Annotated in this window: 22 protein-coding genes; 17 read left to right on the forward strand and 5 right to left on the reverse strand. The window is 73.1% G+C overall.

All coding sequences use genetic code 11. The features are described 5' to 3' along the window. Nucleotides 1–13 precede the first annotated feature (13 nt). Entirely contained in the window at nt 14–1,102 is a 1,089-nt protein-coding gene (locus ETU37_RS09845; RefSeq protein WP_129987082.1) for a trans-sulfuration enzyme family protein, read from the reverse strand. Nucleotides 1,103–1,151: 49 nt separating this feature from the next. Between ETU37_RS09845 and ETU37_RS09850 the strand changes: the two genes are divergently transcribed. Next, the gene (locus tag ETU37_RS09850) at nt 1,152–2,285 is read left to right on the forward strand and encodes a D-alanine--D-alanine ligase family protein (protein WP_129987083.1); all 1,134 of its coding nucleotides are present in this window, start codon (nt 1,152–1,154) and stop codon (nt 2,283–2,285) included. Between the two features lie 3 nt (nt 2,286–2,288). Here ETU37_RS09850 and ETU37_RS09855 read toward each other — a convergent pair whose 3' ends face one another. Continuing rightward, nucleotides 2,289–2,777 carry a DUF3515 domain-containing protein gene (locus ETU37_RS09855; protein ID WP_129987084.1) on the reverse strand — a complete coding sequence of 163 codons (489 nt, stop codon included), beginning with the start codon at nt 2,775–2,777 and terminating at the stop codon, nt 2,289–2,291. A gap of 32 nt (nt 2,778–2,809) precedes the next feature. Continuing rightward, complete coding sequence (locus ETU37_RS09860) at nt 2,810–3,046, reverse strand: Lrp/AsnC ligand binding domain-containing protein (RefSeq protein WP_129987085.1); 237 nt, start codon at nt 3,044–3,046, stop codon at nt 2,810–2,812. A 109-nt stretch (nt 3,047–3,155) separates the two neighbouring features. Between ETU37_RS09860 and ETU37_RS09865 the strand changes: the two genes are divergently transcribed. Then, nucleotides 3,156–4,115 carry a thiamine-phosphate kinase gene (locus ETU37_RS09865; RefSeq protein WP_129987086.1) on the forward strand — a complete coding sequence of 320 codons (960 nt, stop codon included), beginning with the start codon at nt 3,156–3,158 and terminating at the stop codon, nt 4,113–4,115. A 258-nt stretch (nt 4,116–4,373) separates the two neighbouring features. Here ETU37_RS09865 and rpmB read toward each other — a convergent pair whose 3' ends face one another. Then, nucleotides 4,374–4,559 (reverse strand): 50S ribosomal protein L28, encoded by a 186-nt coding sequence (gene rpmB / locus ETU37_RS09870; protein ID WP_129987087.1) that lies wholly within the window; start codon nt 4,557–4,559, stop codon nt 4,374–4,376. 190 nt (nt 4,560–4,749) lie between these two features. Here rpmB and ETU37_RS09875 point away from each other — a divergent pair, with 190 nt between their 5' ends. From ETU37_RS09875 to ftsY, 15 genes are all read left to right on the forward strand, one after another. After that, nucleotides 4,750–6,393 carry a DAK2 domain-containing protein gene (locus tag ETU37_RS09875; RefSeq protein WP_240755655.1) on the forward strand — a complete coding sequence of 548 codons (1,644 nt, stop codon included), beginning with the start codon at nt 4,750–4,752 and terminating at the stop codon, nt 6,391–6,393. 13 nt (nt 6,394–6,406) lie between these two features. Continuing rightward, entirely contained in the window at nt 6,407–8,626 is a 2,220-nt protein-coding gene (gene recG / locus ETU37_RS09880) for an ATP-dependent DNA helicase RecG (RefSeq protein WP_129987088.1), read from the forward strand. A gap of 5 nt (nt 8,627–8,631) precedes the next feature. Next, a complete protein-coding gene (rsmD, locus tag ETU37_RS09885) occupies nt 8,632–9,216 on the forward strand; it encodes a 16S rRNA (guanine(966)-N(2))-methyltransferase RsmD (RefSeq protein WP_129987089.1) in 585 nt (194 codons plus the stop codon). 11 nt (nt 9,217–9,227) lie between these two features. Next, nucleotides 9,228–9,707 (forward strand): pantetheine-phosphate adenylyltransferase, encoded by a 480-nt coding sequence (coaD, locus tag ETU37_RS09890; RefSeq protein WP_129987090.1) that lies wholly within the window; start codon nt 9,228–9,230, stop codon nt 9,705–9,707. Between the two features lie 127 nt (nt 9,708–9,834). After that, nucleotides 9,835–10,338: an ATPase gene (locus tag ETU37_RS09895; RefSeq protein ID WP_206053840.1), complete on the forward strand. Its 504-nt coding sequence runs from the start codon at nt 9,835–9,837 to the stop codon at nt 10,336–10,338. Nucleotides 10,339–10,505: 167 nt separating this feature from the next. Then, the gene (locus tag ETU37_RS09900; RefSeq protein WP_129987092.1) at nt 10,506–11,057 is read left to right on the forward strand and encodes a YceD family protein; all 552 of its coding nucleotides are present in this window, start codon (nt 10,506–10,508) and stop codon (nt 11,055–11,057) included. Between the two features lies 1 nt (nt 11,058). Next, on the forward strand, nt 11,059–11,244 hold the full coding sequence (gene rpmF, locus ETU37_RS09905) for a 50S ribosomal protein L32 (RefSeq protein WP_129987093.1): 186 nt from the start codon (nt 11,059–11,061) through the stop codon (nt 11,242–11,244). A gap of 13 nt (nt 11,245–11,257) precedes the next feature. Further along, complete coding sequence (gene rnc / locus ETU37_RS09910) at nt 11,258–11,998, forward strand: ribonuclease III (protein ID WP_165372475.1); 741 nt, start codon at nt 11,258–11,260, stop codon at nt 11,996–11,998. Nucleotides 11,999–12,021: 23 nt separating this feature from the next. After that, nucleotides 12,022–12,876 (forward strand): bifunctional DNA-formamidopyrimidine glycosylase/DNA-(apurinic or apyrimidinic site) lyase, encoded by an 855-nt coding sequence (gene mutM, locus ETU37_RS09915; protein ID WP_129987095.1) that lies wholly within the window; start codon nt 12,022–12,024, stop codon nt 12,874–12,876. 356 nt (nt 12,877–13,232) lie between these two features. Then, nucleotides 13,233–13,424, forward strand: coding sequence for a hypothetical protein (locus ETU37_RS09925; RefSeq protein ID WP_129987096.1), 192 nt, complete (start codon nt 13,233–13,235; stop codon nt 13,422–13,424). Nucleotides 13,425–13,536: 112 nt separating this feature from the next. Beyond that, nucleotides 13,537–15,060, forward strand: a complete 1,524-nt coding sequence (locus ETU37_RS09930) for an LVIVD repeat-containing protein (RefSeq protein ID WP_129987097.1) — start codon at nt 13,537–13,539, stop codon at nt 15,058–15,060. A 128-nt stretch (nt 15,061–15,188) separates the two neighbouring features. Next, nucleotides 15,189–18,764 (forward strand): chromosome segregation protein SMC, encoded by a 3,576-nt coding sequence (gene smc / locus ETU37_RS09935; protein ID WP_129987098.1) that lies wholly within the window; start codon nt 15,189–15,191, stop codon nt 18,762–18,764. After that, entirely contained in the window at nt 18,764–19,228 is a 465-nt protein-coding gene (locus ETU37_RS09940) for an acyl-CoA thioesterase (protein WP_129987099.1), read from the forward strand. Before smc ends, ETU37_RS09940 begins: the two co-directional genes overlap by 1 nt. 96 nt (nt 19,229–19,324) lie before the next feature. Beyond that, a complete protein-coding gene (locus tag ETU37_RS09945) occupies nt 19,325–19,594 on the forward strand; it encodes a hypothetical protein (protein WP_129987100.1) in 270 nt (89 codons plus the stop codon). Nucleotides 19,595–19,712: 118 nt separating this feature from the next. After that, nucleotides 19,713–20,855, forward strand: coding sequence for a signal recognition particle-docking protein FtsY (gene ftsY, locus ETU37_RS09950; RefSeq protein ID WP_420819106.1), 1,143 nt, complete (start codon nt 19,713–19,715; stop codon nt 20,853–20,855). Nucleotides 20,856–20,891: 36 nt separating this feature from the next. Here ftsY and ETU37_RS09955 read toward each other — a convergent pair whose 3' ends face one another. Beyond that, complete coding sequence (locus ETU37_RS09955; protein ID WP_129987103.1) at nt 20,892–21,488, reverse strand: TetR/AcrR family transcriptional regulator; 597 nt, start codon at nt 21,486–21,488, stop codon at nt 20,892–20,894. Between the last annotated feature and the right edge of the window lie 232 nt (nt 21,489–21,720).

Below are 21,720 nucleotides of genomic sequence, written 5' to 3' on the forward strand. Positions count from 1 at the left end.
TCGCGCGCGGCGCTCAGGTGGTGAGGTCGTCGAGCGCGGCGGCCAGGTCGTCCCACAGGTCGTCGACGTCCTCGATGCCGACCGACATCCGCACCAGGCCGTCGGGGATCGTGGCCGGCTCGGACTTCCAGCGCCGGCGCCGCTCGAACGTCGACTCCACGCTGCCGAGGCTGGTGGCGTGCACCCACAGCGTGGTCTTGTGGGTCAGCAGGTCGGCGGCGATCGCGCCACCGGCCAGCACGATCGAGATGATCGCGCCGAAGCCGGGGTAGCGCACCTCGCCCACGGCGCCGTGCTCCTGGAGCCGGCGGACCAGCTCCTGCGCGTTGGCCTGGGCGCGCTCCAGCCGGACGTGCAGCGTGCGCAGCCCGCGCAGCGCCAGCCACGCCTCGAGCGTCCCTGGCGTCGCGCCGATCGTGTCGCGGCGCTTCTTGAGCACGTCGTACAGCTCGTCGTCCTGGGTCACGACGGCGCCGAGCAGCACGTCGCTGTGGCCGGAGATGAACTTCGTCGCCGAGTGCAGCACCACGTCGGCGTCGAGCGACAGCGGCTGCTGCAGCAGGGGAGTGGCGAAGGTGTTGTCGACGACGACGTACGCGCCGGCCTCGTGGGCGGCAGCGACGATCGCGGGGATGTCGGCCACCTCGAGCGCCGGGTTGGTCGGCGACTCGATCCACACCAGCGCGGCGTCGGCGCAGGCCTTGACCACTGACTCGGTGTCGGTCACGTCCACGAGCTCGGCGGTGATCCGGCCGCGGGCCTCCAGGTCGGCCATCTGGTGGATGCTGCCGAGGTAGGCGTGCCGGGGCGCGACGACCTTCTGGCCGCTGCCGACCAGGTCGAGCAGCGTGGAGACGGCGGCGAGCCCGGAGGAGAACGCCAGCGCGCGGCCGCCCTCCAGCGCCCCGAGCGCCTCCTCGAAGGCCGCCCAGGTCGGGTTGCCGTAGCGGCCGTACTCGGTCGCGCCGCCGGCGACGTACGTCGAGGCCATCGTGATCGGCGCGTTCAGCGGGTTGTCCGCCTCGTGCGGCGGACGGCCTGCGGTGACGGCGACCGTGCCGGGGCGGAGCGCGCGGGCGGCGGGGGAGTGGGGCTCGGACATGCCTCCACCCTACGAGCGCCGGGAACGGCGGCGGGTAGGGTCGCCAACCATGGACGAGCAGCGCGAGACCACCCGCAAGCCCCGCATCGCGGTGGTGTTCGGCGGCCGCTCCAACGAGCACGCGGTGTCCTGCTCGACGGCCGGCAGCGTGCTCAAGGCGATCGACACCGAGCGGTACGACGTCGTCCCGGTCGGCATCACGCACGAGGGCCGCTGGGTGCTGGAGTCGTCCGACCCCGAGCGGCTCGCGATCACGTCGGCCGACAAGCTGCCCGAGGTCGATGCGTCGCGGGCGACGGTCGCGCTCGCCAACGCCGAGCGGTCGAGCGAGCTGGTCGTGCACGAGCCGGCCTCGGTGCCGCGCACGCTGGGCGAGGTCGACGTCGTGTTCCCGCTGCTGCACGGCCCGTGGGGTGAGGACGGCACGATCCAGGGCCTGCTGGAGATGGCGGGTGTGCGCTACGTCGGTGCCGGCGTGCTCGCGTCGGCCGTCGGCATGGACAAGCACTACATGAAGATCGTCTTCCAGGCGCAGGGCCTGCCCGTGCTGCCCTACACCGTGATCACCGCACGCGAGTGGGAGCAGGACCGTCCGGCGTGCCACGAGTCGGTGGACGCGATCGGGTACCCGGTGTTCGTGAAGCCGTGCCGGGGCGGGTCCAGCATCGGGATCAGCAAGGTGCACGACGCGAGCGAGCTCGACGCGGCCGTCGCCGAGGCCCGACGGCACGACCCCAAGGTCCTCGTCGAGGTGGCGGCCGAGGGCGGTCGCGAGATCGAGTGCGGCGTCATCCAGGGCTTCGGCACGAACCCTCCCGACACCAGCGTGGTCGCGGAGATCAGCATCGGTGGCGACCACGAGTTCTACGACTTCGCCGCGAAGTACCTGCCCGAGGAGCACACCCGGCTCGACGTGCCGGCCGACATCCCGGAGGCGATCTCCGACCAGGTGCGCGAGATCTCCGCCCGCGCCTTCGAGGCGCTGTCCTGCGAGGGACTGGCCCGCGTCGACTTCTTCCTGCTGCCCGACGAGCGGCTGGTGATCAACGAGATCAACACCATGCCGGGGTTCACGCCGTCGTCGATGTTCCCGCGGATGTGGGCCGCCTCCGGGCTCGACTACCCGGCGCTCGTCGACCGGTTGGTGCAGCTCGCGCTGCACCGCGACACCGGCCTGCGCTGACCGCTACCCGCAGCGCTCGACCTTCTCGGTGTGCTCCGTGAGCGGGGCGGCCAGACCGACCATCGTCGCGGCCGGCGGGAAGTAGTCGGCCGGGATCCGGACCTCGACGCCCGGCTCACGGCCGATCGTGGTCATCGTGATGTCGACGGCCCGGCCGGTGATCTGCTCGTCGGGGATGTACCAGGCCACGCCGTTGGTGATCTGGCAGGACGAGAGCGCGTCGAACGACGCCGGCTCGCCGACCCCGCAGCGCAGCACGATCGGCGGGTCGCCCCAGGCGGCCGCCGTCGTGGCGGCCGCGTCGTCGACGTCGCGCCGCTCCAGGTCGGCCAGCGTCTGCGGCAGCGCGTCGACGAGCCGCTCGCAGGCCGCGGCGTCGTCGCCCGGGTCGGTGCGCGCGACGTCGACCGCACCCGCCGTACAGCCGGAGGTGAGGAGGGCGAGACAGGCGACGGCGCCCGCGTTCGTGCGAACGGGGCGCCGTCGAGGCATGTGCGGGGTGGTGCTGCGGTGCGACGTGAACGTCAGATGTGCACGACCGGGCACGTGAGCGTGCGGGTGATGCCGCTGATGTTCTGCACCTTGGCCACGACCAGCTTGCCCAGCTCGTCGACGTTGCGCGCCTCGGCGCGGACGATCACGTCGTACGGCCCGGTGACGTCCTCGGCCATCGTCACGCCCTTCACCTCGGCGATCTCGGCGGCGACCTCGGCGGCCTTGCCGACGTCGGTCTGGATCAAGATGTAGGCCTGAACCACCATGCTGGTCTCCTGGGGGTCTCGACGGTCGGGACGCTTTGCGCGCCCAACCTATCGTGCGGTCGCGCCCTCCCGTAACCAGGCACGAGACCCATCCGTTTGAATGGCCGGCATGAGCACGCCGGCGATCACCGCGACCACCACCCTGGCCGACCTCGGGGAGTTCGGGCTCATCGCCGAGCTGGCCCGCCGCTTCGCCCAGGGCGAGCACGTGCTGATCGGTCCCGGCGACGACGCGGCCGTCGTGGCGGTGCCGACGGGCCGGGTCGTCGTGTCGACCGACGTGCTCGTCGAAGGCCGGCACTTCCGCCGGGACTGGGCCGAGGCCGAGGACATCGGCCACCGGGTCGCGGCCGCCAACCTCTCCGACCTCAACGCGATGGGCGGCGTCGCGACCGCCCTCACCATCGGTCTCGCGGCGCCGCCCGACCTGCCCGCCGTCTGGGCCCTCGGCCTCGCCGACGGGATCGCGGACGAGGCCGCGCTCGTCGGCGCCAGCGTCGTCGGCGGCGACCTCACCTCCGCCGACCAGGTCGTGGTCGCGGTGACCGTGCTGGGGTACGTCGACGGCGAGCCCGTCCGCCGCTCCGGCGCGCAGCCGGGCGACGTCCTCGCGCTCGCCGGCCGGCAGGGCTGGGCCGCCGGCGGGCTCGCCGTCCTGGGCCGCGGCTTCCGCTCGCCCCGCAAGCTCGTGGACGCCTACCGCCGCCCCGAGCCGCCGTACGACGCGGGGCCGCAGGCCCGGATGGCCGGCGCCACCGCGATGATCGACGTCTCCGACGGCCTCGTCGCCGACGTCGGCCACCTCGCGGCCGCCAGCGGCGTCGCCATCGACATCACGACGAGCGCGTTCGAGCTGGCGGAGCCGCTCCAGGCCGTCGGCGCCGCCCTCGGCGCGGACCCGATGCGGTTCATCCTCGGCGGCGGCGACGACCACCCGCTGGCCGCGACGTTCCCCGCCGGCACCGCCCTGCCCGACGGCTGGGTCGCGATCGGCACCGTGGCCCAGGGCGAGGGCGTGACGGTCGACGGCGCGACGTACGAGGGCCCCGCCGGCCACACTCATTTCTGAGCGCAGCGAGGAAATGAGGCGGAGTCGACCCGGCGGTTGGCGCCGCCGGGGGAGCGAAGCGGCGGAGGGGGCGGCAAGCGCCGTGTCGACGACCCCACCAACCCAGGGTCACGCGAGCGGCTTTGTCAGTCCGAGGGAGTTTCGAGCCGTGTCGGCGGGTCTGGACGGGAGGTTCGAGCCGGGTCGGCGGGCCCAGGAACGACGAAAGCCGCCCCGAGGGGCGGCTTCGATCGTGGCTGCGTCAGCCGGGTCGGCAGGTCAGCGGGAGACCTTGCCGGCCTTCAGGCAGCCGGTGCACACGTTGAGGCGCTTCGGGGCACCGTTCACCGTCGCGCGGACGCGCTGGATGTTGGGGTTGAAGCGACGCTTCGTGATCTTGCGCGACCACGGCCGGTTGTGGCCGAAGCCCGGGCGCTTGGCGCAGATGTCACAGACGGCAGCCACCGTGAACTCCTGGGGATAGCTAGGGTTTCGTACGACGCAGTGCCCGCGTCTCAGCGGGCAACCGCACAAGAGTATCCGATCCCGTCGCGTCGCTCCTAATCGGCGACGGCGCCGTGCGCGAGCACAGCGCGGTCGGCGGGGAGCGGGACGCTACCCTGACCGCTCGAATCGAGCCAACCGGGAGGTGTGTGTGGTCGGACCTGGCCCCGACACCCTGGCGGCGATCGACCTGCCCACCCTTCGCCGGTTCACCGACGTCGCGCTGGCCGCGCTGGCCGACGCGCGCGAGGAGATCGACGCGCTCAACGTCTACCCGGTGCCCGACGGCGACACCGGCACCAACCTGTTCCTCACCTTCGAGTCGGCCCGCGAGGGGCTGCTCGACGCCGCACCCGACGGGGACCTCGTCGCGGCACTGGCCGGTTTCGCCCGGGGGGCGCTCCTCGGCGCTCGCGGCAACTCCGGCGTGATCTTCTCCCAGCTCGTCGGAGCCCACTGCAAGAGGATGGCCGAGGCGAAGCCGGACGAGCGCGCCGCGGTCGTGTTCGCCGAGGGGATGACGGCCGCGAGCGAGGCCGCGTACGCCGCCGTGGGCAACCCGGTCGAGGGCACCATCCTCACCGTCGCGCGCGCCGCTGCCGAGGCGGCGACGGCCTCGGCCGCCGACGAGCGGCACCGGCTCGGCCACGTGATCCGGGCCGCCGCCGCGGCCGCCCGCGAGGCGCTGCTGCGCACCCCCGACCAGCTCCAGACCCTTCGCGACGCCGGGGTCGTCGACGCCGGCGGCCGCGGGCTGTGCGTCGTGCTCGACGCCGCCGAGACGACGGTGACGGGCAAGCGGCCGGTCACCGCCGACGTCCGGATCGGCACCCACACCATCCCGGTGCCGCTGCCCACGGGCGACCTCACCGAGGAGGGGCCGGCCTACGAGGTGATGTACCTCCTCGACGCCGACGACGACCGCGTCCCCGAGCTCCGCGCCACGCTCGGCCCGCTCGGGGACTCGCTCGTCGTGGTCGGTGGCGACGGCCTCTGGAACGTCCACGTGCACGTCGACGACGTCGGCGCCGCCGTCGAGGCCGGGATCGTCGCCGGGCGGCCGCACCGCATCCGGGTCACCCACTTCGCCGAGCAGGTCGGCGCCCGGGCCGCTCGCGCCGGCGCCCGCCGCACCGGCCGCCGCGTCGTCGTGGTCGCCGCCGGTGACGGGCTCGGGCGGCTCTTCGCCGAGGCCGGCGCGACCGTCGTCCCCGGCGGTCCCGGCCGTCGACCGTCGACCGGGCAGGTGCTCGAGGCGCTCAGCGGCTGCGGGGGAGCGGAGGTCGTGGTGCTGCCCAACGACCGCGACAGCGTGGCCGCCGCCGAGGCCGCCGCCCAGACCGCCCGGGACGAGCTCGACGTGCGCGTCGCGGTCATCCCGACCAGCGCCCAGGTCCAGGGCCTCGCCGCGCTCGCCGTCCACGAGCCGGGCCGGACCTTCGAGCAGGACGTCCTCGAGATGACCGCCGCGGCCCGGCACGCCCGCAACGGCGCGGTCACGGTCGCGGCCCGCCGGGCGATCACCATGGCCGGGCCGTGCGAGCCGGGCGACGTGCTCGGTGCTGTCGAGGGCGACTTCGTCGTGGTGGGAGACGACCTCACCGCCGTCGCCGTCGACGTCGTCGAGCGGCTCCTCGGCGGTGGCGGCGAGCTCGTCACGCTCGTCGCCGGACAGGACGGCACCGACCTGGCCGAGCGCACCGCCGACTACCTCGCCCGCACCCGCCCGATGGTCGACGTCGTCGTCTACGAGGGCGGCCAGGACCGCTACCCGTTGCTGATCGGCGTCGAGTGAGGGGCGTGCACTGATGGCCACCGGCGTCACCTGGGACTCCAAGCTCTCCGCCGTCGCGGGCTCCTCGGCGAGCAAGATCGAGAAGGCCTTCGGCTACCGCACCGTCGGCGAGCTGCTCGGCCACTACCCACGCCGGTACGTCGACAAGGGCGCGGTCAGCGACCTCGGCCACCTCACCCTCGACGAGCACATCACCTTCGTGGCGCGGGTGGTGAAGTCCACGCTCAAGAGCTACCCCGACCGCCGCCGCGGCGGCATGGCCTACCGCCTCGAGGTCGTCGTCGCGACCGAGCGCGACCGGCTCGCGCTCACCTTCTTCGACAAGAAGAAGCACCTCGCCGAGTGGCGCGCCAAGACGATCGTCGAGGGCACCACCGGGCTGTTCTCCGGCAAGGTCGGCCGGTTCCGCGACGACTGGCAGCTGGCCAACCCGCAGACCAAGATCTTCGGCGCCGGCGACGAGGATCAGGCTGACGCCGCGCTGGCCGAGTTCGAGTCCATGCCGGACCTCCTCACGATCTACCCCGCCACGTCGACGGTGCAGTCCTGGCAGCTCGAGGAGGCGATCAAGCTCGCCCTCGAGATGCTCGTCGAGGTACCCGACGTCCTTCCCGACGCGGTACGGCGGGAGCACGGCCTGCTCGAGGCGCGGCAGGCGCTGGAGTGGATCCACCGGCCCGACAGCTGGGAGCAGAAGGGCGCGGCGGAGAAGCGGCTGCGCTTCGACGAGGCCTTCGTCACCCAGACCGCCCTCGCGCAGCGGCGGGCGTCGCTCGAGGCGCTCGACGCCACGCCGCGCACGGGTCGCGACGAGGGGCTGCTCGACCGGTTCGACGAGCGGCTGCCGTTCACGCTCACCGCCGGCCAGCAGGCGGTGTCCGAGGAGGTCCTGCACGACCTGGCCGCCGGCCACCCGATGCACCGGCTGCTGCAGGGCGAGGTCGGCTCCGGCAAGACCGTCGTCGCGCTGCGTGCCATGCTGCGCGTGGTCGACTCCGGCGGCCAGGCCGCCCTGCTCGCCCCCACCGAGGTGCTCGCCCAGCAGCACGCCCGCTCGATCACCGCGATGCTCGGCGACCTCGCCGCGGGCGGGATGCTCGGTGGCGACGCCGAGGCCACGCAGGTCGCGCTGCTGACCGGCTCGACCGGCACGACGGCCCGGCGCGAGGTGCTCTCCGACATCCAGGTCGGCAACGCCGGCATCGTCGTCGGCACCCACGCGCTGCTGGAGGACAAAGTCAGGTTCCTCGACCTCGGTCTCGTGGTCGTCGACGAGCAGCACCGCTTCGGCGTCGAGCAGCGCGCCGCGCTCACCGACAAGGCCGGTGACGCCCCGCCCCACGTCCTCGTCATGACCGCGACGCCGATCCCGCGCACCGTGGCGATGACGGTGTTCGGCGACCTCGAGACCTCGACGCTCACCGAGCTGCCCCAGGGCCGCGCGCCGATCCAGACCAACGTCGTGCCCCTGCGCGACCAGCCCGCCTGGTTCGACCGGGTCTGGGCGCGGCTGCGGGAGGAGGTCGACAGCGGCCGGCAGTGCTACGTCGTCTGCCCGCGCATCGACGACACCGCGAAGGGCGACGAGGAGCTGCCCGACACCGACGAGGCGCCGGCCACGAGCCTGGCGGCCGTCGCCGAGGTCGCGCCGATGCTGGAGGCCGGGCCGCTGCACGGCCTCCGCATCGAGCAGATGCACGGTCGGCTCGCCCCCGACGACAAGGACCGCATCATGCGCTCCTTCGCGGCGGGCGAGGTCGACGTGCTCGTCTCCACGACGGTCATCGAGGTCGGCGTCGACGTCGGGAACGCGACGGCGATGGTGATCCTCGACGCCGACCGGTTCGGCGTCTCCCAGCTCCACCAGATGCGCGGCCGCGTCGGCCGCGGCGGCCACCCCGGGCTGTGCCTGCTCGTCACCAACGCCGAGGACGGCAGCCCCGCCCGCGAGCGGCTCGCCGCGGTCGCAGGCACCACCGACGGCTTCGAGCTCTCCCGCCTCGACCTGGAGTACCGCCGCGAGGGCGACGTGCTCGGCACCTCCCAGTCCGGGAAGCGCTCCGGGCTCAAGCTGCTCTCCGTCATCCGCCACGAGGACGTCATCGCCGACGCCCGTGCCGTCGCCGAGCAGGTCGTCGCCGACGACCCGTCCCTCGCGAAGCACCCCGCGCTCCTCGCCCAGATCGAGCGCCTGCGCGAGACCGAGCAGGCCGACTACCTCGAGAAGGCCTGACGGCCGTGACGAGGATCATCGGCGGTACCGCCGGCGGCCGCCGGATCAAGGCGCCCACGGGCGATGCGACGCGACCGACCTCCGACCGCGTGCGCGAGGCCCTGTTCTCCTCCCTCGAGGCGACGCTCGGCTCCCTGACCGGGCTGCGCTTCCTCGACCTGTACGCCGGCTCGGGCGCGATCGGCCTCGAGGCGCGTTCGCGCGGCGCCGGGGTCGTCACCTGCGTCGAGCACGACCGCCGCACGGCGGCGCTGATCCGCGACAACGTCCGCACGCTCGGGTTCGACGGCGTCGAGGTCGTGGCCGCCTCGGTCGCGCGCACGCTGGTCCACCCGCCACGCGCGCCGTACGACGTCGTCTTCGCCGACCCGCCGTACCCCCTGTCGGCCGAGGACGTCGACGCCGACCTGGTCGCGCTGCGCGACCACGACTGGCTCGCCGAGGGCGCCGTGGTCGTCGTCGAGCGCGGCCGCCGGGGCAGCCCGCCGACCTGGCCGGAGGGGCTGGACGGCGACCGGGAGAAGAAGTACGGCGAGACCGTGCTTTGGTACGGTCACGCCGCAGCCACGCCCACGCCTCCCGTGACCTGAAGGAGCCATCCGTGCGCCGAGCCGCGTGCCCGGGGTCGTTCGACCCCGTCACCAACGGTCACCTCGACATCATCGCCCGCGCGGCGACGCTGTTCGACGAGGTCGTCGTGGCGGTCGGGGTGAACAAGTCCAAGCACCGGCTGTTCAGCCCCGAGGAGCGGATGGCCATGCTGACCGAGGCCTGCGCCGACTTCGACAACGTGCGCATCGACTCCTTCGACGGCCTGCTCACCGACTTCTGCAAGCAGCACGACGTCCGCGCCATCGTGAAGGGCCTCCGGGCGGTCAGCGACTTCGACTACGAGCTGCAGATGGCGCAGATGAACTCCAGCCTCGCCGGCATCGAGACGGTCTTCGTCCCGACCAGCCCGGAGTACTCCTTCCTCGCCTCGAGCCTGGTCAAGGAGGTCGCCATGTTCGGCGGCGACGTCTCCAAGCTCGTCCCTGCCCACGTCCTCGCGCGTCTGAACGAGCGGCTGGCGGGTAAGTAGGACTCTGACCTGCGACGCCGTATCGTCGTAAGGCGCGCCCCAGGGCGCCATCCGACACTCTCCCTGGGGAGGGAGCCGCCGACGCTGCTCGGCGACGATCAGTAAGGACAGTGAGAACAAGGTGGACGTGCACGCGAAGCTCGCCGAGATCCGGCGCCTCGTCGAGGAGGCGCGGTCGATGCCGATGTCGGCCTCGGCGGTCGTCAACCGCGCGGAGCTGCTCGCGCTCATCGACGAGCTCGGCGGTGGCCTGACCGTCGCGTTCAGCGACGCCGACGCGGTGATGGCCGACCGCGAGTCCGTGGTCGACGGCGGCCGCCAGGAGGCCGACCAGATCATCGCCGCGGCCCGCAACGAGCGCGAGGCGATCATCTCCGACACCGAGGTCTACCGGGTCGCCAAGCACCAGGCCGACGCCCTGCTCGAGGCGACGAAGGTCGAGTGCGCCGAGCTGCGCGCCGAGACCGACGAGTACGTCGACGGCAAGCTGGCCAACTTCGAGATCAGCCTCGAGAAGACCATGGACGCCGTACGCCGCGGTCGTGAGCGGCTCGCCGGGCGCACCGACATGCACGACCTCACCGACGACGAAGTCTCCAAGATCCGCCTCCCGGAGCACCTCGAGGGCTGAGCCGGTCCGTCCGGGGCGCCGGTCGCCGTTTTGGTGGCGAGCGGCACCCTTCGGTACGCTTACCTGCGGTTCTGCGCCCTCGCCTTGGCGGGAGTGTGGGATCCGTGATCCGCCCCAACCGTCACCACGAAGGACCTGCTGTGCGTCTCGACCCGAGAGCGCCGCTCGTGCTCGACACTCGCGAGCTCGGCCGCCGCCCGGGGTCGCAACGCACGAAGACCTTCGAGGCGCCGGCGCCGGCAGATCTGGGCATCGAAGTGCTTCGCGTCCCCGAAGGGTCGCCCATCGAGCTGGACCTCCGGCTCGAGGCGGTCATGGAGGGCGTCCTCGTCACCGGCACGGCCGCGGCCAGGCTGGAGGGCGAGTGCGTGCGGTGCCTGGAGCCGATCCACGACGACGTCGAGGTCGATCTCCAGGAGCTCTTCGTCTACGAGGACGAGGACTCAGGCGCCGACGACGAGGAGTCCGGTGTCAGCCGGATGGAAGGTGACCTGCTCGACCTGGAGCCCGTGCTGCGGGACACGGTCGTGCTGTCACTGCCCTTCCAGCCCCTGTGCCAGGACGACTGTCCGGGCCTGTGCCCCGAGTGCGGGGCGAGGCTCGCGGACGACCCGGGACACCGGCACGACGAGCCGATCGACCCGCGATGGGCGGCGCTCGCCGGCCTGACGCAAGACGACGAATCAGCCGGAGACCCGGCCGACAAGAGGAGTGAGTGAAGTGGCGGTTCCGAAGCGGAAGATGTCGCGCAGCAACACGCGTCACCGTCGTTCGCAGTGGAAGGCGTCCGCGCCCTCCCTGGTGAGCTGCGCCAACCCCGCCTGCGGTGCCAAGCACCTCCCGCACCGGGCCTGCCCCGAGTGCGGCCAGTACGGCGCGCGCGCCGACCGCCGTCAGGTCCTCTGAGGCGCTCGGCCACGTGAGCGAGCCGTCGTACGACGACTTGCGCGAGGCGCTCGGCGGTCCGGTCCTGGACCCCGAGCTCCTCGAGCGATCCCTCACGCACCGCTCGTTCGCCTACGAGAACGGTGGCCTGCCGACCAACGAGCGGCTCGAGTTCCTGGGTGACTCGGTGCTCGGCGTGGTCGTCACCGACACGCTGTTCCGTGCCCACCCGGACCTGTCCGAGGGCCGGCTCGCCAAGCTCCGCGCCGCCGTGGTCAACGCACGCGCGCTCGCGGAGGTCGCCCGCACGATCGGGCTCGGCGTGCACATCAAGCTCGGCCGCGGCGAGGAGACGACGGGCGGTCGCGACAAGGCCTCGATCCTGTCCGACACCGTCGAGGCCGTCATCGGCGCGGTCTACCTCTCCGGCGGATTCGAGAACGCCAGCCAGGTCGTCCACCTCCTGTTCGACCCGCTGATGGAGAGCGCCGCCCGCCTCGGCGCCGGCCTCGACTGGAAGACGTCGCTGCAGGAGCTCTCCGCCGGACACTCGCTCGGCGTGCCCGAGTACGTCATCGAGGACGAGGGCCCCGACCACGAGAAGACCTTCACCGCGCAGGTCCAGGTCGGCGACCGGCTCTACGGCCACGGCACCGGCCGCTCCAAGAAGGAGGCCGAGCAGCAGGCCGCCGAGACCGCCTACCGCGCTCTCGCCGACGAGCACGGCGAGCTCGGCACCGCCCCGGTGACGCCGCCGGCCACGGCCACCGGCTGAGCCGGGACCCGGTCGATCCCGCCGTGCCCGAGCTGCCCGAGGTCGAGGTGGTCCGCCGCGGCCTCGACGCCCACGTCGTCGGCCGGACGATCACCGGCGTCGACGTGCTCCACCTCCGTCCGGTCCGGCGGCACCTCGCCGGTCCCGACGACTTCGCGGCCCGGCTCGCCGGGCACCGCGTCGAGGGCGCCCGGCGCCGCGGCAAGTACCTGTGGCTGCCGCTCGACAGCGGCGACGCCCTGCTCGGGCACCTCGGCATGAGCGGGCAGATGCTGGTTCAGCCCGCCGACGCCCCCGACGAGCGGCACCTGCGCGTGCGGCTCCGCCTCGACGCGCCGTACGAGCTGCGCTTCGTCGACCAGCGCATGTTCGGTGGCCTCGCGGTCTCCCCGGGCGGCGCCGACCTCCCGTCGGAGATCGCGCACATCGCCCGCGACCCGATGGACCCCGAGTTCGACGACGACCTCTTCTCCGCCCGCGTGCGCGCCAAGGTCTCCGGGATCAAGCGGATCCTGCTCGACCAGACGGTGATCTCGGGCGTCGGCAACATCTACGCCGACGAGGCGCTCTGGCGGGCGCGGCTCCACGGCGAGCGGCCGGGACGGCGGCTGCGCCGGGTCGACGTCACCGAGGTGCTGACCGGCGTGCGCGCGGTGATGGGCGCCGCGCTCGAGCAGGGCGGCACGTCGTTCGACGCGCTCTACGTGAACGTCAACGGCGAGAGCGGCTACTTCGACCGGTCCTTGCACGCGTACGGCCAGGAGGGGCAGCCCTGCGCGCGCTGCGGGACGCCGATCGTGCGCGTGTCCTTCATGAACCGTTCGTCATACTTCTGCCCGGTCTGTCAGCCTCGTCCGCGCCGCTCCCGCGCCCGCTGAACCGGCTCCGGCACGACCCCGGTCCAGTCGATCGGCGTCCACGCCTCCGACGTCACCCACTCGCTCCCGCAGCCCCACAGGCGAACAGGTCCTCGTCGGCGAGCCGCTCCCCGGTGGCAGCCCAGGCGCACTCGGAGCGGCACGCGGCGATCTGCAGCGGGCGGCTCCCCGGGTGGCTCCCCGATCGGCTGTCAGCGCGGCTCACCCGACGACCGTAGCCCCCTGGTAGCCCGGGATTGACCGTCCCCGGCCCGCGTGGGACGCTTGCAGACGAGCACCCCCTCCTGCACCCGGCTGGGATCCAGCCGGACGCCGGGTGTGCCTGCCCCCTCTCCCATCCACCGGAGGAACCGTCCATGGCCAAGGCCCTCCTCGGCTACATGAGCAGCACCGATCCCCGGATCGCCACCCAGCTCGCCGCAGAGAACCGCCGCCTCCGCCAGCACGTCGCCGACCTCGAAGCGCACGTCCTGCGCCTCCAGGCCGAGAACGACGCGCTCGCGGCCGCGGTGCACGACGAGCCCCTGCTGACCCTCGAGCACGCCTGACGCAGGCGTTCCCGGCGCCGGAGATCCGACGTCTCGTTATGACGTGACCTCTGCGGGGCACTCTCGTTGAACTCCACGACCCACTCGGGTCGACGAGGCGAGAGGCTCCCGGATGACACGCCACCACCACCAGCTCACCCGACCGGTCGCCGCGGCGGCCGGTCTCGTCATGTCCCTGGTCGCCCCGGTGGCGCTCGTCGCACTCACCGCCGCCCCGGCTCACGCGCACGGTGACCACGACCGGATCCAGGAGATCCTCGGCACCGTCTCGCCCGACGCGAGCATCCCGCTGGTCACCAGCGACAACGTCGACCTGGTCGCCAACCGGCCGGGGACGACCGGCATCTCCGGATGCTTCCTGCGCACCGCGCCGCTCTTCGTCACCTCCGGGATGGAGTCCGTCCGGGTCTTCGACGTCGCCGACCCGGCGAACCCGACCCAGGTCGGGGTGCTGCCCAACGCACTGTTCGAGAACGAGGCGATGAACTGCGGGGAGCGGAGGAAGAAGGACGGCATCCGCCGGTTCACGCTCATCGGCGTCGACACCGTCCAGGCCTCGCCGTCCGACCCGCAGCACGTCAACGTCGGCGGCAACGAGCTCGTCGTCGTCGACGTGACCGACCCGACCGCACCCAGGATCGCCGGCCGGGCCCCGGGGACGACCTCGACGCACACGGTCGCGTGCATCGACGAGACCGACTGCCGCTACGCCTACTCCGCGGGTGACAGCGGCTCGGGAACCTTCTCGATCTTCGACCTCACCGACCTGACCGCGCCGGTCGAGGTCGACTCCGACCCCGCGACCCCGGGCACCCAGGCGTTCGCGTCGCCGACCGCCGGGCACAAGTGGAACTTCGACGGCGCCGGCTTCGGCACGCACACCGGCTGGGACGGCTCGGCCGTCTTCGACGTGACCACGCCGACGCGCCCCCGCCTCGTCACCACGACCGGCGCCGCCGGGCGCGGGGAGGACCCGGCGTACCCGGGCTGGAACGACTTCATCCACCACAACTCCTTCCGGCCCAACGCCCAGGCCTTCAAGCCCGACGCCGCGCCGTCGTTCGCCAACGGCAACGTGCTGCTGGTGACCGAGGAGGACTACGAGCAGGTCGACTGCGCGCAGGCCGGGTCGTTCCAGACCTGGTGGGTCAAGCGCCTCGACGGCACCCCCGACGCGATCGTGCCGCTCGACAAGGTCGAGCTCGCCGACCTCGGCAGCTTCCCGGTGCCGGCGTACGCGTTCTGCTCGGCGCACTGGTTCGACTACCACCCCTCGGGCATCGTCTCCGTCGGCTTCTACGGCGGCGGGATGCAGCTCGTCGACGTCCGCGACCCGCGCGACCTGAAGCCCTACGGGCACGCGACCTGGGGCGTCTCCGAGGTCTGGGACTCCTACTGGGTGCCGGTCTACGGCAAGAACGGCGTCCGGACCGGCAGGAGCACCAACCTGGTGTACGCCGTCGACCTGGTCCGCGGCCTCGACGTCTACCGGGTCGACCTGCCGGGGACGTCCAGCACGCCGCTGGCCGGCCCGGTCGCGCTCGGACCGGCCCAGGGACTCCCCGTCGCCCTGGTCGCGGTCGCCCTGGTCGCCGCGGCCTACCTGCGGCGGGGCTCGCGCCGCCCCGGGTCCTGAAGGAGGGCGTCCTGCCCGAAACCGGGGTCGCCGCCTTGTAGGCTGTCGCCCGCTGATCTTCCCCACGGCAGCACACGCACGATGTCGTCCATCAGCTGACCCACCGGCGACCCGTGAGGAGCTCCACCTTGTACCTGAAGAGCCTGACGCTCCGCGGGTTCAAGTCGTTCGCGTCGGCGACGACCCTCCAGCTCGAGCCGGGGATCACCTGCATCGTCGGCCCCAACGGCTCCGGCAAGTCCAACGTCGTGGACGCCCTCGCCTGGGTGATGGGCGAGCAGGGCGCCAAGTCCCTGCGCGGCGGCAAGATGGAGGACGTCATCTTCGCCGGTACGGCGGGCCGCCCGCCACTCGGCCGCGCCGAGGTCGCGCTGACCATCGACAACGCCGACGGCGCCCTGCCGATCGAGTACTCCGAGGTCACGATCAGCCGGACGATGTTCCGCAACGGCGGGTCCGAGTACGCCATCAACGGCCAGTCTTGCCGCCTGCTCGACGTCCAGGAGTTGCTCTCCGACTCCGGCATCGGCCGCGAGATGCACGTGATCGTCGGGCAGGGCCAGCTCGACTCGATCCTGCACGCGACGCCCGAGGACCGCCGCGGCTTCATCGAGGAGGCCGCCGGCGTCCTCAAGCACCGCAAGCGCAAGGAGAAGGCGCTCCGCAAGCTCGACTCCACCGACGGCAACCTCACCCGGCTCAACGACCTGCTCAGCGAGATCCGGCGCCAGCTCAAGCCGCTCGGCCGCCAGGCCGAGGTGGCCCGCCGGGCCGCCGTCGTCCAGGCCGACGTGCGCGACGCCCGCGCGCGACTGCTCGCCGACGACCTGGTGACCGCGCGCACCGCGCTCGAGCAGGAGCTCGCCGACGAGACCGTCCTGATCGAGCGGCGCGCCGAGGTGGAGGCCGCGATCGAGAAGGCCCGCCAGTCCGAGTCGTCGCTGGAGGCCGCGCTGCGCGAGGACCTGCCGGCGCTGGCCAAGGCGCAGGAGACCTGGTTCGCGCTGTCCGGGCTGCGCGAGCGGCTCAAGGGCACCGCCGGCCTGGCCGCCGAGCGGGTGCGCAACGCCGCCGAGACCGCCGACGAGCAGCAGTCGTCCTCCGGCCGCGACCCCGAGCAGCTCGAGGCCGAGGCGGAGCGGGTCCGCGGCCAGGAGCGCGAGATCGCCGCCGAGGTCGAGCGCAACCGCGCCGGCCTCGAGCAGGCCGTCGCCGGCCGCGGCGAGGCCGAGACCGCCCACCAGGAGGAGGAGCGCCGCGTCGCCGGCCTGGTCCGGGCCGCCGCCGACCGCCGCGAGGGACTCGCCCGGCTGCACGGCCAGGTCAACGCGCTGCGCAGCCGGTCCGCCGCCGCCGAGGACGAGCTCGGCCGCCTGACCACGTCGCGCGGGGAGGTGCTCGCCCGCGGCGAGCGCGCCCAGCGCGAGTTCACCGCCCTGGAGACCCGGGTCGCCGGGCTCGACGCGGGGGAGGAGGGCCTCGACGCCGAGCACGAGGCCGCCGCCTCGCTGCTGGGCGACCTCGAGGACCGGCTCGCCAAGACCCGAGAGGAGGCCCAGACCGCGGAGCGCGAGCGCACCGCCCTGGCCGCCCGCAAGGAGGCCCTCGAGCTCGGCCTCGACCGCAAGGACGGCGCCGGCGCACTGCTCGCCGCCTCCGACTCCGTGAGCGGGCTGCTCGGGTCGGTCGCCGCGCTGCTGTCGGTCCGCTCCGGCTACGAGACCGCCGTCGCCGCCGCGCTCGGCTCCGCCGCCGACGCGGTCGCCGTCGAGCACGTCGACGCCGCACTCGTCGCCCTCGGCCACCTCAAGAGCGAGGACCTCGGCCGCGCCGGCATCCTCCTCGGCGGTGCCGCCCCCGACGACAGCACCTGGCCGGGCCTCCCGTCGAGCGCGACGTACGCCCTCGACGTCATCGAGTGTCCCGACGCCCTGCGGTCCGCGCTGCGCCGCGTGCTGTTCAAGACCGCGCTCGTCGACACCCTCGACGACGCCCGAGCGCTCGTCCGCGAGATGCCCGACCTCACCGCCGTCACCCGCGAGGGCGACGTGCTCGGGGCGCACTTCGTGTCGGGTGGATCCTCGAGCCGGCCCAGCCTCATCGAGGTGCAGGCCGCGGTCGACGAGGCCGCCGAGCAGCTCACCGCGGCGACGCACCGGTGCGAGCGGCTGACCTTCGACCTGTCCCGTCTGGAGGAGGAGCGCAGCCAGGCCCGGCAGCGGGTCGACGTCGCGCTCGCCAAGCTGCACGAGTCCGACGCCCACCTCGCGGCCGTGGCCGAGGAGCTCGGCCAGCTCGGGGCGCTCGCCCGGTCCGCCAAGGGCGAGGCCGAGCGGATCGCCGCCGCGATCGCCCAGGCCGAGGAGGCCCGCGACAAGGCGGTCACCGGCCTCGCCGACCTCGAGGAGCGGCTCGCCGCGGCGGAGGCCGCGCCCGACGAGGAGCCCGAGACCGACGAGCGCGACCGGCTCGCCGAGGCCGCCAAGGCCGCCCGCGCCCACGAGATGGACGCCCGGCTCGCGCTGCGCACCGCCGAGGAGCGCGCCCGCGCCCTGGCCGGCCGCGCCGACTCGCTGGTCCGCGCCGCCCAGGCCGAGCGCGACGCCCGCGCCAAGGCGGCCGCCCGGCGCGAGCGGATGATCCGCGAGGGCCAGGTCGCCCAGGCCGTCGCCCGCGCCGTCACCGTCGTGCTGCAGCGGCTGGAGGTCTCGATCGCCGCGGCCGCCGACCAGCGCACGGCCGTCGAGCAGTCCCGCCGCGGCCGCGAGGAGGAGCTGATGGCGGTCCGCGCCCGGCTCCGCGACCTCGGCCGCGAGCTCGACGAGCTGGTCAACACCGTCCACCGCGACGAGATGGCCCGCACCCAGCAGCGGATGCGCATCGAGCAGCTCGAGGAGCGCGCGCTCGAGGAGCTCGGTCTCGACGTCGAGGCCCTGGTCGCCGAGTTCGGCCCCGACCAGCTGGTGCCGCCGGTCCAGGCTGGTCCGCCCGAGACCGACGGGACCACCCAGGAGACCGTCCCGGCCGAGCCCGTGCCGTTCGTGCGCGAGGAGCAGCAGAAGCGGCTTCGCGCCGCCGAGCGCGCCCTGTCGATGCTCGGCAAGGTCAACCCCCTGGCGCTCGAGGAGTTCTCGGCGCTGGAGGAGCGGCACAAGTTCCTCACCGAGCAGCTCGAGGACCTCAAGAAGACCCGGCGCGACCTGCTCGACATCGTCCGCGAGGTCGACGAGCGGGTGGAGCAGGTCTTCACCGAGGCCTGGGAGGACGTCCGCACGGCGTTCGACTCGGTCTTCGCCCGGCTGTTCCCGGGCGGTGAGGGCAAGCTGGTGCTGACCGACCCGTCCGACATGCTGACCACCGGCATCGAGGTCGAGGCCCGGCCGCCGGGCAAGAAGGTCAAGCGCCTCTCGCTGCTCTCCGGTGGTGAGCGGTCGCTCGTGGCCGTGGCGTTCCTGGTCGCGCTGTTCAAGGCCCGCCCGTCGCCGTTCTACATCCTCGACGAGGTCGAGGCGGCGCTCGACGACACCAACCTCGGCCGCCTGCTGGAGATCTACGAAGAGCTGCGCGAGAACTCCCAGCTGCTCGTCATCACCCACCAGAAGCGCACGATGGAGGTCGGCGACGCGATCTACGGCGTCACGATGCGCGGCGACGGCATCTCGGCCGTGATCAGCCAGCGGCTGCGCGAGGTGGAGCCCGCCTGATGGGGGAGCGACCGCCGCGGCCGACCCGCGGCGACTACGTCGTGTGGCGCACGATGACGACGCGCTGGGCCGACGACGACGTCTACGGCCACATGAACAACGCCGTCTACTACGAGATGTTCGACACCGCCGTCAACGCGCACCTCATCGAGGCGACCGGGGTGAACGTCCGCACCCTGCCCGCCGTGGGCGTGGTCGCGGAGACCTCGTGCCGCTACTTCCGCGAGATCGGGTTCCCGGCCCCCGTCGAGGCCGGCCTCGCCGTCGAGCGGGTCGGGACGTCGTCGGTCGTCTACCGGATCGGCCTGTTCCAGGGCGACGGCGACGAGGCCGCGGCCGAGGGCCGGTTCGTGCACGTGTACGTCGACAACACCACCGGGCCCGGGAACCGGCCGGTCCGCCCGCTGCCCGACGCGATCCGGGCGGTCGCCGAGGCGTTGGTCCCGACGGCGCCCGCGGACTGAGTCCGGGCCGGAGCGGACTGATCCCGGCGATTGGGACCGTTGTCCAGCACCTGGCACGATGGTTTCCGTCCTCGGTTCCCCGGGAAGGTAAAGACTGTGATCTCCGTCCTCGTCGCCATGCTGGTCATCCTTGCGCTGGCCGGGCTGGTGGTGCTCTACGTCGCCTACCCGCACCGCGGCGAGGAGGTTCCCAACGCCCCCTGGGTCGGTGACGCGATGCGCAAGGGGGTCGAGGCCCTGCCGACGCTCGACAACCAGCGCGAGCAGGCCGCCGCGCAGCCCGAGCCGGCTCAGCCCGTCGTACCGGCCCAGCCGGCCGCTCCGGGCCGGCACGCCCAGCACGTCGGGGAGACGTCTCAGCGCTGACCCGGGGCTGACCGGGCGCTGACCCGGGCCCTCGGACCGTCGCCCCGCCTCTGGTTGGATGGTGGGCGTGGAGTACCTCTGGTTGATCATCGCCGTCGCCGTCGTCCTGGTGGGCGGCATCGCCGGCCTGGTCGCGACGCGTGGTCGCGGACGGAGCACCCCGACCCTCGACCGCGAGGGACCGCCCGAGGTGGTGGCCCCCGCCGACACCGAGACGGAGGCCGAGCCGGGTGTCGGTGACGACGCCGCGGTCCCGCGGGACACCCCGACCCGCACCGTCGAGGACGCCGACCTCCCCACGATCGAGGCGCCCGCCCCGGTCGAGAAGCCCGAGTCGACCGCCTCCCGCCTGGTCCGGCTCCGCCAGCGGCTCGCCCGCTCGCAGAGCCCGCTCGGCCGCGGCCTGCTCGCCCTGCTGTCCCGCGACGTCATCGACGAGGACACCTGGGAGGAGATCGAGGACATCCTGCTCACCGCGGACGTGGGCGTCGCGCCCACGCAGGAGCTCGTCGACCGGCTGCGCACCCGGGTCAAGGTCGAGGGCAGCACCGGCGCCTCCGTCCGCGACATCCTGCGCGAGGAGCTCGTCACCCTCGTCGACCCGACCCTCGACCGCGCGCTGCACGTCGACCGGGCCGACGGCAAGCCCGGCGTCGTGCTCGTGGTCGGCGTCAACGGCACCGGCAAGACCACCACCGTCGGCAAGCTCGCCCGGGTCCTGGTCGCCGAGGACAAGGACGTCGTGCTCGGCGCGGCCGACACGTTCCGCGCCGCCGCCACCGAGCAGCTGGCCACCTGGGGCGAGCGGGTCGGCGTGCCGACCGTCCGCGGCCCCGAGGGGAGCGACCCGGCGAGCGTGGCGTTCGAGGCGGTCAAGGCCGGCATCGAGCAGGAGGCCGACGTCGTCCTGGTCGACACCGCCGGCCGGCTGCAGAACAAGGCCGGCCTGATGGACGAGCTCGGCAAGGTCAAGCGTGTCGTCGAGAAGCAGACGCCCGTCTCCGAGGTGCTGCTCGTGCTCGACGCGACCACCGGTCAGAACGGCATGACGCAAGCCCGGGTCTTCGGTGAGGTCGTCGACGTCACCGGCATCGTGCTGACCAAGCTCGACGGCTCGGCCAAGGGCGGCATCGTGGTCGCCGTGCAGCGGGAGCTCGGCGTCCCGGTCAAGCTCGTCGGCATCGGCGAGGGCGGTGACGACCTCGCGCCGTTCGACCCCGAGGCGTTCGTCGACGCGCTCCTCGGCGCCGAGAGCGCCTGAGCCCGCACCGCCGTACGGCGGCAAGCGTCGGGTCGGCTACCGGCGGATGCCGCGCAGCGTGAACTGCACGAGCGTGTCGACGTCCTCGAGCTGCGGTAGCGGCCGGCCGAGGATGACCCGCGCGGTGACGATGCCGCCGAGGTACTGCACCGCGGTGTCGACGTCGGCGTCGCGGCGCACCTCGCCCCGCTCGATCGCCCGCCGCAGCGACGCGCGGGCGTCGTTCTCCCGGCGCTCGGTGGAGGAGCGGTAGAGCGCCGCGATCCGCTCGTCGCGCAGCGACTCGGTGATCGACATGCGCAGGTAGGCCAGGCCGGTGTCGGTGTTGGCGAACGCGATGAAGGACCGGTAGTTGGCGGCCAGGTCGCCCTCGATCGTGCCGGTGTCCGGCTCGGGGAACTCCGCGGAGTACAACGTCTCCATCGCGGCGACGGCGAGGTCCTCCTTGGACGGCCACCGCCGGTAGACCGTCGCCTTGCCGACTCCGGCCCGGGCAGCGACCTCGTCGACGGTGGTCTTGTCGAACCCGCGCAGGAGGAGCAGCTCGGCCGCCGCGCGGGTGATCTTCGAGTCGGTCTCGGGGTCGCGTGGACGGCCGCGGCCGCGGCGTCGAGGGACGTCCAGGTCTGCCATGACACTAACGATACTGCTAGTTCCGGAACCGACAAGGGGAGGCTCGCGCCGGAAAATTCGTTCACCTGGCTGTAACACAGCGCCGGGAAGCGTCACCTCCGCGCAACGTGGACCGACGGGCGGTGAAACATCCACGCCCGAGAGTTCTGGGCATCAGGCGTCGGCCGGGGGGACAGCGCCGTCGACCGGTCGTCGTCGCCCTGATCTCTTCCGATGGAGGTTCCATGGACTA

Source organism: Nocardioides iriomotensis (assembly GCF_004168035.1).
GTDB lineage: Bacteria > Actinomycetota > Actinomycetes > Propionibacteriales > Nocardioidaceae > Nocardioides_B > Nocardioides_B iriomotensis.